This is a genomic window from Mycobacterium sp. IS-3022 (assembly GCF_001500065.1).
Lineage (GTDB): Bacteria > Actinomycetota > Actinomycetes > Mycobacteriales > Mycobacteriaceae > Mycobacterium.
In genome coordinates this window covers 71592-82644 of the sequence record NZ_LQIN01000011.1, presented here as the reverse complement: position 1 = coordinate 82644, position 11053 = coordinate 71592, and the positions used below count along the sequence as shown (strand labels likewise).

Below are 11053 nucleotides of genomic sequence, written 5' to 3'. Positions count from 1 at the left end.
TTGACGACCGCACCCCACGGCAGGCCTACCTCCACGCCATTACCCACGAAAACCTGCCAATTTCTTGACTCAAGACACGGACCGTCTGACAGGTGTCTCGAAATGCCGGGAAAACCCGACCGGATCAGCGGTTGCGGCGACTACGCAGCCAGCGACGCATCCGCCCGCCGGCTTTCTCCGTCGGCGCGGCGGTTGACTCCTCAAGCTCGGGCTCACGCCCCTCATGAACCTCAACCTCATCGACGAGTTCTTCGGCTTCCGCCTCACCCTCGACCGCGACGTCGTGCGCCTCCGAAGCGTCGGCAAGGGCGTCGCTGGCTTCCTCCCCCTCGACGGCACCGACACCACCGACGTCAGCGCCCTCACCGGCCTCCGCCTCGGCACTGTCTTCCGGCGGCGCGTCGGCCATATCCGCAGTCAAGGCGTCAGCCTCAGCGACGGCCTCCGGCTCCTCTTCAGCCTCAACCTCATCGACGAGTTCTTCGGCTTCCGCCTCACCCTCGACCGCGACGTCGTGCGCCTCCGAAGCGTCGGCAAGGGCGTCGCTGGCTTCCTCCCCCTCGACGGCACCGACACCACCGACGTCAGCGCCCTCACCGGCCTCCGCCTCGGCACTGTCTTCCGGCGGCGCGTCGGCCATATCCGCAGTCAAGGCGTCAGCCTCAGCGACGGCCTCCGGCTCCTCTTCAGCCTCAACCTCATCGACGAGTTCTTCGGCTTCCGCCTCACCCTCGACCGCGACGTCGTGCGCCTCCGAAGCGTCGGCAAGGGCGTCGCTGGCTTCCTCCCCCTCGACGGCACCGACACCACCGACGTCAGCGCCCTCACCGGCCTCCGCCTCGGCACTGTCTTCCGGCGGCGCGTCGGCCATATCCGCAGTCAAGGCGTCAGCCTCAGCGACGGCCTCCGGCTCCTCTTCAGCCTCAACCTCATCGACGAGTTCTTCGGCTTCCGCCTCACCCTCGACCGCGACGTCGTGCGCCTCCGAAGCGTCGGCAAGGGCGTCGCTGGCTTCCTCCCCCTCGACGGCACCGACACCACCGACGTCAGCGCCCTCACCGGCCTCGGCGAACTCCTCCGCCTCGGCGGTGTCTTCCGCCGCCGGGACTTCGGCCTCCGGCTTATCTTCGGCCTCAACCTCATCGACCAGTTCTTCGGCTTCCGCCTCACCCTCGACCGCGACGTCATGAGCCTCCGAAGCGTCGGCAAGGGCGTCGCCGGCTTCCTCCCCCTCGACGGCACCGACACCACCGACGTCAGCGCCCTCACCGGCCTCGGCGAACTCCTCCGCCTCGGCGGTGTCTTGCGCCGCCGGGACTTCGGCCTCCGGCTTATCTTCGGCCTCAACCTCATCGACCAGTTCTTCGGCTTCCGCCTCACCCTCGACCGCGACGTCATGAGCCTCCGAAGCGTCGGCAAGGGCGTCGCCGGCTTCCTCCCCCTCGACGGCACCGACACCACCGACGTCAGCGCCCTCACCGGCCTCGGCGAACTCCTCCGCCTCGGCGGTGTCTTGCGCCGCCGGGACTTCGGCCTCCGGCTTATCTTCGGCCTCAACCTCGTCGACCAGTTCTTCGGCTTCTGCCTCACCCTCGACCGCGACGTCATGAGCCTCCGAAGCGTCGGCAAGGGCGTCGCCGGCTTCCTCCCCCTCGACGGCACCGACACCACCAACGTCAGCGCCCTCAGAGGCCTCGGCAATGTCTTTCGCTGGCGCGTCGGCCACATCCGCCGTCAAGGCTTCAGTCTCCGCGACAGCCTGAGCGTCCCCGCCCTCGTCCGGTCTGCGAACAAGCGCTTCGTCGACGCCCGCCTCGGGGCTCGGCACTGTCTTTCGCCGGCGCTTCGGCCACATTCTCAGCCAAGACTTCGGCCTCTTCGCGACAGCCTCTTCAGCCTCAACTTCGTCGACCAGTTCTTCGGCCTCGGCCTCACCCTCGACCGCTGCATCGTGCGCCTCCGAAGCATCGGCAAGCGCGTCGCTAGCTTCCTCCCCCTCGACGGCACCGACACCGCCTACCTCGGCACCCTCACCGGCCTCGGCGAACTCCTCCGCCTCGAGAATGTCCTCGGCCGGGGCGTCGGCCACATCGGCAGTCAAGGCTTCAGCTTCGAGGACAGCCTCCGCCGTCTCCGAGTCGTCGCCTTCCACGGCGAATTCTTCGGCGTCTTCGAGGTCGTCGGCGGGCACACCGGCGACATCGGCGCCGAGTTCCTCCGCCGAGATGTCCTTGATCGAACCCTTTTCGTCGTCGTCTTTATCGGCGGCCGCGGCCTTGGCGGCTGCCACCACACCCGACGTCGCGGCGACAGCGGCCAGATCCTCGGTGACTTCCTCGACCGGCGACCAGCCCTCGCGGGCTTTGCCTTTGAGCGTCGCCGGGTCCTCTCGCCCTTTCGGAGCGGCCATGATGTAAACGACGGCACCGATGAACACGAACGTCGCCGTGAACGAGTTGATTCTGACGCCTTCGATCATCGTGGCGTCATCGACGCGCAGCAACTCGATCCAGAACCGGCCGACGCAGTATCCGGCCACGTACAACGCGAACAGGCGGCCGTGGCCGAACTTGAACCGCCGGTCGACATAGATGAGAACCGCGAAAACCAGCAGGTTCCAGAGCAATTCGTACAGGAACGTCGGATGGACGAGGTGGACGACTTCGCCCGTCGAGACACCGTTGAGGTTGTCCACCATGCCCGCTGAGTCTCGGCGCTCGTAAATCTTGAGCGCCCAGGGCAGGGTGGTCTCGCTGCCCCACAACTCCTGATTGAAGTAGTTACCGATTCGGCCTATGCCCTGCGCCAGAATGATTCCCGGCGCGATCGCATCTCCGAACGCCGGCAGCGGAATGCCTCGCCGACGGCAGGCGATCCACGCGCCTACACCGCCGAGGGCGACCGCACCCCAGATTCCGAGACCGCCGTCCCAGATCCGGAACACACCGACCAGGCCGGCGCCGTTGTCGCCGAAGTAGCGCCACCAGTCGGTGATCACGTGGTAGAGCCGGCCGCCGATCAACCCGAATGGCACCGCCCACAAGGCAATGTCGTAGATCACTCCACGCTCGCCGCCGCGGGCTTCCCAGCGTCGGTCCCCGATGATGAGCGCCGCCACGATGCCGGCGATGATGAACAAGGCATACGCCCGGATGGGCAGCGGGCCGATCTGCCAGACGCCCTGTGGGGGGCTTGGAATTGCGGCTAGGAATGTCGTCGTCACGCAGTAATCCTCTGCCTGACACCGTCCGCGAGCTCGGCGGTCAGCGATCCCAACGCGTCGACCCCGTTCTGCAACGCCGACACCAACGCCGATCCCACGATCACCCCGTCTGCATAAGCGCCGATCTCGGCGGCCTGCGGCCCCGACCGAACCCCCAGGCCGACGCCCACCGGGATATCGGAGACGGCCTTCACCCGGCGCACCAATTCAGGCGCGGCGGTCGACACCGCATCCCGCGCACCGGTCACCCCCATCGTCGATGCGGCATAGACGAATCCGCGCGACGCGCGAACCGTCATCGCCAGCCGTTCGGGCGTTGACAACGGCGCCACCAGAAAGATGCGGTCCAGGTCGTGTGCCTCCGACGCCTCCAACCATTCGGCGGCTTCGTCCGGAATCAGGTCCGGGGTGATCATCCCGAGCCCGCCGGCCGATGCCAGATCTCTGGCGAAAGCGTCGATCCCCCAGTGCAGGACTGGGTTCCAGTACGTCATCAGCACCGCCCGCCCTCCGGCGTTGCTGATCGCCTCCACCGCCGCCAGTGAATCACGCACGCGCACCCCGCCGTGCAATGCGGCTTCGGTGGCCGCCGCGATCGTCGGACCATCCATCCCGGGGTCCGAGTACGGGACGCCGACCTCGACGAGGTCGCACCCATTTTCGACCAGCGTCGTCATTGCCGAGATCGAAGTCGGCACATCGGGAAATCCGGTCGGCAGGTAGCCGATCAGCGCGCTACGCCCCTCGCTTCGGCAGGCATCGAACAACGAAGCGAGCCGACTCACCGCACACCGTCCAGCAAGCCGAACCACTTCGCCGCGGTCTCGACGTCCTTGTCGCCGCGTCCGGACAGGTTCACCAACACGATCGATCCGGGACCGAGTTCCCGGCCCAGTTGAAGAGCGCCGGCCAGCCCGTGCGCGGACTCGATCGCGGGGATGATGCCCTCCATGCGGCAGAGCAGCGAGAACGCATCCATCGCCTCGGTGTCAGTGATCGGCCGATACTCTGCGCGCCCGATGTCCTTGAGGAAAGCGTGCTCAGGTCCGACGCCCGGGTAATCCAAACCCGCTGAGATTGAATGCGATTCGATGGTCTGCCCGTCTTCGTCCTGCAACAGGTATGAGAACGAACCCTGGAACGCACCCGGTGAACCGCCGGTGAAAGTCGCTGCGTGACGGCCGGTTTCGACGCCGTCACCGGCGGCTTCGTAGCCCACCAGTCGCACGTGGGGGTCGTCGATGAACGCATGGAAGATCCCGATCGCATTCGATCCGCCGCCGACACAGGCGGTCACCGCGTCGGGCAGCCGACCCGCTTGCGCCTGGATCTGCGCGCGGGCCTCCAGCCCGATCACTCTCTGGAAGTCACGCACCATCGTCGGAAACGGGTGAGGTCCGGCGGCGGTGCCGAAGCAGTAGTAGGTGTTGTCGGCGTTGGTTACCCAGTCACGGAACGCCTCGTTGATCGCGTCCTTCAAGGTCTTCGAGCCCGCCTCGACCGATACCACCGTCGCGCCGAGCAACCGCATCCGCGCTACGTTCAGTGCCTGGCGAGCGGTGTCGACGGCGCCCATGTAGATGATGCATTCCAGGCCGAGCAGCGCACACGCGGTCGCGGTGGCCACGCCGTGCTGGCCGGCCCCCGTCTCGGCGATCACCCGAGTCTTGCCCATCTGCCTGGCCAACAAGGCCTGGCCGAGCACGTTGTTGATCTTGTGAGATCCCGTGTGGTTGAGGTCTTCTCGCTTCAGGAAGATACGAGCGCCACCGGCATGCTCCGACAGCCGTTCGGCTTCGTACAACGGTGAGGGACGGCCGCTGTAATGGCGCTGCAGCCGGTCCAATTCGTCGAGAAAGGTCTGATCGCCGCGTGCCTTTTCGTATGCCGCGGTGACCTCCTCGATCACCGCCATCAGCGCCTCGGCAACGAATCTGCCACCGTAGACCCCGAAGTGGCCGCGCTCGTCCGGATCGTGGGCGGTCGGCTCTGCTATGGCCGCGCTGGAACGAGGCAGCTCAGGCCCGGCGAGATCGGCCACTTCTCAACGCGCTGGTTTCGGGCACGACGGGTGGGTGCCTGCGGTGACCAGATCGGCGACGACGCTGCGCGGATCACCGCTGGTGACCAGCCCCTCGCCGACGAGCACAGCGTCGGCGCCCGCGCCGGCGTACGCCAGCAGATCGGCGGTGCCGCGGACTCCTGACTCCGCGATGCGGATGACGTCGGTCGGCAGCCCCGGCGCAATGCGCGCAAAGCAATCCCGGTCGACGTTCAACGTCTTGAGATCGCGGGCGTTCACACCGATCACGGTGGCACCGGCCGACAGTGCGCGGTCGGCCTCCTCCTCGGTGTGGACCTCGACCAACGCGGTCATCCCCAGCGACTCGGTCCGCTCGAGCAGCGATTCGAGCACCGGTTGCTCCAGCGCCGCGACGATCAACAGCAGCATGTCGGCGCCGTGCGCCCGTGCTTCGTGGATCTGGTACGGCCGGATGATGAAATCCTTGCGCAGCACCGGTATTGACACCGCAGCTCGCACCGCGTCGAGATCGTCAAGCGAGCCGTTGAACCGACGCTGTTCGGTCAGCACGCTGATGATGCGCGCCCCTCCGCTCTCGTAGGCGCCGGCCAGCTCAGCGGGATCCGAGATCGGCGCCAGCGCGCCACGCGACGGGCTGGCACGCTTCACTTCGGCGATCACCGCGATGCCCGGCGCGCGCAGTGCCGCCATCACGTCGAGCGGCGGCGCTGCATCCTTGGCCTTGGCCTTGATTTCGGCGAGCGGGATGGCGGCTTCACGGGCGGCGACGTCGGCGCGGACTCCCTCGATGATCGAGTCGAGCACGGTTGCCGAACTCATGAGTGCCGCTTCCCTTCCCCCGACAACGCCGAACGATCTTCAACCACGAAGGGTAGCCGCCACCGCACCATCGGCGATCACCGGCCCTTGTTGTCCGGATCGGCCGGGTCACGGGTCGGATCGGAACCCTCGTCGAGCGCGTCCCAGATCGCGCGTTCGGACATCTCGTCAGCGGATTCCTCGGGTTGTTCGACGCGTCGCGCGTACCGGGCGGCACCGGTGCGCTCGCGGCCGGCAGACCGCATCAACAGCACCGCGCACGCGAGCGCCAGCACCGCCGCGACCACCGTGACCATCGCCCCGTCGTAGTGGCGCTGAGTGTCGACCAAATCCGCAACGGGTGCCTCCGCGATGTGCGAGGCCCGCACGGCGACGTCGGCGACCACCCACAGGCTGATCGCGAGGTAGGCGGCCCCGGCGCTGGCCGCCGCGACCAGCACGGCCAACACCCGCAGCGGCCACCCCCGCACCGCCAATGCGGCGATCGCAGCGGCCAGTAGGAGCACCGCCAGCGGCACCAGCGCCGTCGACCACGTGCCGCCGGACAGCGCGACGGTTCTCGGCTGTCCGAGACCGTCGAACGACGTCACCTCCACCCAGGTCAATCGCGACGCCACCCACAGGCCCGCAGCGGCGAGAACCAGACCGAGCTGGGCGGCCCTGATCACGGCTCGGTCAGGGTTTCGGCGGCCGCGATCGCGTTGAGCACAGCACGGGCCTTGTTGGCCGCCTCGGTGTACTCGTAGGGGCCGTTGGAGTCCGCGACGACGCCGCCGCCCGCCTGCACGTACGCGGTGCCGTTGCGCATCAGCGCGGTGCGGATGGCGATCGCGAAATCGGCGTTGCCCGCGAAGTCCAGATAGCCGAGCACGCCTCCGTAGAGCCCGCGACGGGTCTTCTCGACCTCCTCGATCAGCTGCATCGCCCGCACCTTCGGCGCGCCCGACAGCGTGCCCGCGGGGAAGCAGGCGGTCACCGCGTCCAGCGCGGTCTTGTCGTCGGCCAGGTCGCCGTGAACGGTCGACACGATGTGCATCACGTGGCTGTACCGCTCGATGTGGCTGTAGTCCTCGACCCGCACCGTCCCGGGTCGGCAGACCCGCCCCAGATCGTTGCGGCCGAGATCGACGAGCATCAGATGTTCGGCCCGCTCTTTCTCGTCGTGCAGCAGCTCCTTCTCCAGCAGCAGGTCCTCCTCTTCGGTCTGGCCGCGCCAGCGGGTGCCCGCGATCGGATGCGTCGACGCACGCCCGTCCTTGACCGTCACCAGCGCTTCGGGGCTGGACCCGACGATCGAGAAGTCCAGTCCGCCAGCCGCATTGGGCACATTGAGCAAGTACATGTATGGGCTGGGATTGGACACCCGCAGCATCCGGTACACGTCGAGCGGATCGGCGTCGGTGTCCATCTCGAAACGTTGCGACGGCACCACCTGGAAGGCCTCGCCGGCTTCGATGTCGCGCACCAACTTGTCGACGATGGCGCCGTACTCATCCAGTGTGCGCTGGGCGCGATGCAATGGCTCGGGCCTGGTGAACGTCGCGACCGACGACGGGAGGTGCTCGCCGAGCGCCGCGGTCATCACGTCGAGCCGGGCCACGGCGTCGTCGTAGGCCCAGTCGACGCGTTCGTCGGTGCCGTTCCAGTTCACGGCGTTGGCGATCAGGGTGATGGTGCCCTCGTGGTGGTCGACGGCGGCGACGTCGGTGGCCAGCAGCAGCAGCATGTCCGGCAGGCCGAGGTCGTCGACGGTCAGCGACGGGAGCTTCTCCAGCCGCCGGACCATGTCGTAGGCGAAGAACCCGACCAGCCCGCTCGACAACGGCGGCAGGCCGGGAAGCGGCTCGGTTTTCAGCAGTTCCAGCGTCGCGCGCAGCGCCTGCAGCGGGTCACCGCCCTGCGGCGCATCCTTCGGCGTGGTGCCCAACCAGACGGCCTCGCCGTCGCGCACCGTCAACGCGGAGGGCGCTCCCGCGCCGATGAACGACCAACGCGACCACGAGCGCCCGTTCTCCGCCGACTCCAGCAGGAACGTCCCGGGCCGATTGGCGGCCAGCTTGCGATACGCCGACAGCGGGGTCTCACTGTCGGCAAGCACCTTGCGGGTCACCGGCACCACGCGGTGCCCGGCGGCCAGTGCCCGGAAGTCCTCGCGCGAAGTCGTCACAGCGAGGCTGGCGGTGGTCTGCACGGGTCAAGTGTCCCAGACGCGCGCCAGTGCGGAGGACGACGCAGGCGTCAGTGGGCTGGTCAGTACCACCGGCGACTGCGCCATGAACCGCGGCTTCGTGCCCCGATGCTCGTCGGCGGCGTGCACGGTGAACGGGTGCAGAACGTACATGTCGCCCGGCTCACCCGTCGCGCGGATCACCGACCGAGCCGCACTCGCTGCGTCGACGATGCGGCCCATCTCGGCGAGCTCGACGGGTTCCGGGCCGAGCGCGTGCGCCACGTCCCGATGTGAGCCCACTCTGATCCGCGTCGGCGCGTCGTCCGGGCCCACGTCGGACAGCAGCGTGAGCACCAGGACAGTGTGCGGGCGTCCGGTGACGGTCCATGTGCCGTCGGGCTTTGGCGTGTTGGCGTCGATGTGCCAACCGCGGTCCTCCCCGGGTGGAGAGACCGGAAACCGGACCGGAATGTTGCCGAGCGATCCGCGCGGCGACCATCCGCCGGCACCGCAGATGCGATCCAGCGCCGCAGCCAGTTTCGGGCTTCGTGCCAAGACGCCGAAGGGACCCGCGCCGGTCATGTCGCCGGCCCAGTAGACCGGCTCGGCCCAGTTGTCGGGCTCGTCGGGCGACAGCCCCAGCTGTTCCCACAGCGCGGCCCGCGCCGCATCGGCGACACCGCGGGGGGCTGCTCGTTCGAGCTTCACATAGCCATCGCAGAGAAACGCGCCGAGATCCACCATCGGCGCGAGGCTCTCACGGTAAGCGCGTCTGACACCAACGATTTTCGTCCTCGAAACCGACGCAATGGTCGATCCGATGGCCCGAAACCAGCCAAAACGTCGGTCTGGGCGATCGCGCGGCGCGGCGCGGTCGCTCGATCGTACGGGCCGCGGCGTAGCGTGGCGCCCATGAAAACGGGTGACCGAGTTGCCGAGTTCGAACTGCCCGACCAGACGGGCAAGCTGCGAAGCCTCACGGAGTTGCTCGCCGACGGGCCGATCGTGCTGTTCTTCTACCCCGCCGCCATGACACCGGGATGCACCAAGGAGGCGTGTCACTTCCGCGATCTGGCGGCCGAATTCGCGGCGGTCGGCGCGAGCCGGGTCGGCATCAGCACCGACGCGGTCGACAAGCAGGCGAAGTTCGCCGACAAGGAGCGGTTCGACTATCCGCTGCTGTCCGACGCCGACGGCGCGGTCGCGACGCAGTTCGGGGTCAAGCGGGGCCTGTTGGGCAAGTTCATGCCGGTGAAGCGGACCACCTTCGTCATCGACACCGACCGCACCGTGCTGGCCGTGATCGCCTCGGAGATCAGCATGGACAGCCACGCCGACAAGGCCCTAGACGTGTTGCGGCAACGACAGTCGGCGTGACCCCGGTTCTGGAGCTTGCCGATGTGACGTTCCGTCGCGACGGCAAGCAGATCATCGATGGCATCTCGCTGAGGGTGCAGGCCGGCGAGCACTGGGCGTTGCTGGGTCCCAACGGCGCGGGCAAGAGCACGCTGCTGGGATTCTGCGCCGCAGTGCAGTTCCCGACGACCGGCACCGTGCGGATCCTCGGGCGGCAGATGGGCCGTGTCGACCTCGCGCAACTGCGGCATTCCATCGGCCACGTGAATCCACGCCACCGGCTGCAGTACTCCCTCACTGTCCGCGAGGTGGTGCTGACCGGTATCACCGCGACGATCGACCTGCCGATGCGCTGGACACCCACCGATGAGGAGCGGCACCGCGCCGACGCGATGCTGGCGGCGGTGGGCCTTTCGCACAAGGCTGACGCCGTGTGGCCGACCCTGTCACAGGGCGAGCGGGGCAGGACTTTGATTGCGAGGGCCCTGATTTCGGATCCTCGGCTGCTGTTGCTCGACGAGCCGAGCACCGGACTCGACGTCGCCGCGCGCGAACAACTGCTCGAGACGATGGATTCGCTCGACGACACCCACCCTGAGGTGGCGTCGATCCTGGTGACCCACCACCTCGAGGAACTGCCCACCACGACGACGCATGCGCTGCTGATCGCCGAGGGTCGCACGGTGGCCAGCGGCCGGGCCCGCGAGACGGTGACAACCGACAACGTCACCGAGGCATTCGCACATCCGGTGACCGTCGGCTACGAGGACGGCCGCTGGACGGCCCGAGCCAAAAATTCGGGGGCCATCCGCATCATCGACGTCTAGGTCGTCAGGTGTTCGGCGAACCAGTCGCCGGCAAGGGCGGCCACGCGCTCCAGCGCCCCCGGTTCCTCGAACAAATGGGTGGCGCCGGGGATCACCTCGATGCGGTGGGGCGCCGCCAGGTCGCGGCTGGCGATTTCGTTGGCCTCGAGAATTCGGGGATCACGGCCGCCGACGATCATCAGCGTCGGCGCCGTCACGTCGCGCAGCGCGTCGCCGGCCAGATCCGGGCGGCCGCCCCGGGACACCACCGCACGCACCGATTCGTCGCCGGCGGCGGCGATGAGCGCGGCCGCGGCACCGGTGCTGGCGCCGAACAGGCCTACCGGGAGGCCTCGCACTGCGTCGTGCGCGCGCATGCGGTCGAGAGCCGACAGCACACGGTCGGCCAGCAGCCCGATATCGAACCGCAGTTCGCGGGTGCGCAGGTCGGTCTGCTCTTCCTCCTCGGTCAGCAGGTCGATCAGCAGCGTGGCGAACCCCTTGTCCCGCAGCACCTGTGCAACCAATCGGTTGCGCGGGCTGAACCGCGAACTGCCGGTCCCGTGCGCGAAGACGACAAGACCGTTCGCGTTCGGCGGGACTTCGAGGTCGCCGAGCAACTCGGCCATACCAGT

General features: G+C 68.0%; 10 protein-coding genes. 2 read left to right on the top strand and 8 right to left on the bottom strand.

The genetic code is table 11. The features are described 5' to 3' along the window. Positions 1 to 124 precede the first annotated feature (124 nt). From lgt to AU188_RS09285, 7 genes are all read right to left on the bottom strand, one after another. Complete coding sequence (gene lgt / locus AU188_RS24920) at positions 125 to 3223, bottom strand: prolipoprotein diacylglyceryl transferase (RefSeq protein ID WP_082686557.1); 3099 nt, start codon at positions 3221 to 3223, stop codon at positions 125 to 127. After that, positions 3220 to 4008: a tryptophan synthase subunit alpha gene (trpA, locus tag AU188_RS09310; protein WP_059163446.1), complete on the bottom strand. Its 789-nt coding sequence runs from the start codon at positions 4006 to 4008 to the stop codon at positions 3220 to 3222. Before trpA ends, lgt begins: the two co-directional genes overlap by 4 nt. Next, complete coding sequence (gene trpB, locus AU188_RS09305; protein ID WP_059163445.1) at positions 4005 to 5264, bottom strand: tryptophan synthase subunit beta; 1260 nt, start codon at positions 5262 to 5264, stop codon at positions 4005 to 4007. The genes trpA and trpB overlap by 4 nt, the downstream gene beginning before the upstream one ends. Positions 5265 to 5267: 3 nt before the next feature. Then, the gene (trpC, locus tag AU188_RS09300; protein WP_059163444.1) at positions 5268 to 6086 is read right to left on the bottom strand and encodes an indole-3-glycerol phosphate synthase TrpC; all 819 of its coding nucleotides are present in this window, start codon (positions 6084 to 6086) and stop codon (positions 5268 to 5270) included. Positions 6087 to 6163: 77 nt separating this feature from the next. Continuing rightward, a complete protein-coding gene (locus AU188_RS09295) occupies positions 6164 to 6754 on the bottom strand; it encodes a TIGR02234 family membrane protein (RefSeq protein ID WP_059163443.1) in 591 nt (196 codons plus the stop codon). After that, positions 6751 to 8277, bottom strand: a complete 1527-nt coding sequence (locus AU188_RS09290; protein WP_059163442.1) for an anthranilate synthase component I — start codon at positions 8275 to 8277, stop codon at positions 6751 to 6753. The genes AU188_RS09295 and AU188_RS09290 overlap by 4 nt, the downstream gene beginning before the upstream one ends. A 3-nt stretch (positions 8278 to 8280) precedes the next feature. Beyond that, positions 8281 to 9000 carry a phytanoyl-CoA dioxygenase family protein gene (locus AU188_RS09285; protein WP_059163441.1) on the bottom strand — a complete coding sequence of 240 codons (720 nt, stop codon included), beginning with the start codon at positions 8998 to 9000 and terminating at the stop codon, positions 8281 to 8283. Between the two features lie 168 nt (positions 9001 to 9168). Between AU188_RS09285 and AU188_RS09280 the strand changes: the two genes are divergently transcribed. Next, complete coding sequence (locus AU188_RS09280; protein WP_059163440.1) at positions 9169 to 9633, top strand: peroxiredoxin; 465 nt, start codon at positions 9169 to 9171, stop codon at positions 9631 to 9633. Beyond that, on the top strand, positions 9630 to 10439 hold the full coding sequence (locus AU188_RS09275; protein WP_059163439.1) for an ABC transporter ATP-binding protein: 810 nt from the start codon (positions 9630 to 9632) through the stop codon (positions 10437 to 10439). The genes AU188_RS09280 and AU188_RS09275 overlap by 4 nt, the downstream gene beginning before the upstream one ends. Here the strand turns inward: AU188_RS09275 and AU188_RS09270 are convergent. Beyond that, the gene (locus AU188_RS09270; protein ID WP_286137367.1) at positions 10436 to 11047 is read right to left on the bottom strand and encodes a dienelactone hydrolase family protein; all 612 of its coding nucleotides are present in this window, start codon (positions 11045 to 11047) and stop codon (positions 10436 to 10438) included. The genes AU188_RS09275 and AU188_RS09270 overlap by 4 nt on opposite strands. Positions 11048 to 11053: the final 6 nt, after the last annotated feature.

What these genes read in the sequence shown, in the direction of transcription:
- trpC (WP_059163444.1), bottom strand. Translation starts at nt 6,086, where the DNA reads ATGAGTTCGGCAACCGTGCTCGACTCGATCATCGAGGGAGTCCGCGCC.
- AU188_RS09285 (WP_059163441.1), bottom strand. Translation starts at nt 9,000, where the DNA reads ATGGTGGATCTCGGCGCGTTTCTCTGCGATGGCTATGTGAAGCTCGAA.
- AU188_RS09280 (WP_059163440.1), top strand. Translation starts at nt 9,169, where the DNA reads ATGAAAACGGGTGACCGAGTTGCCGAGTTCGAACTGCCCGACCAGACG.
- AU188_RS09270 (WP_286137367.1), bottom strand. Translation starts at nt 11,047, where the DNA reads ATGGCCGAGTTGCTCGGCGACCTCGAAGTCCCGCCGAACGCGAACGGT.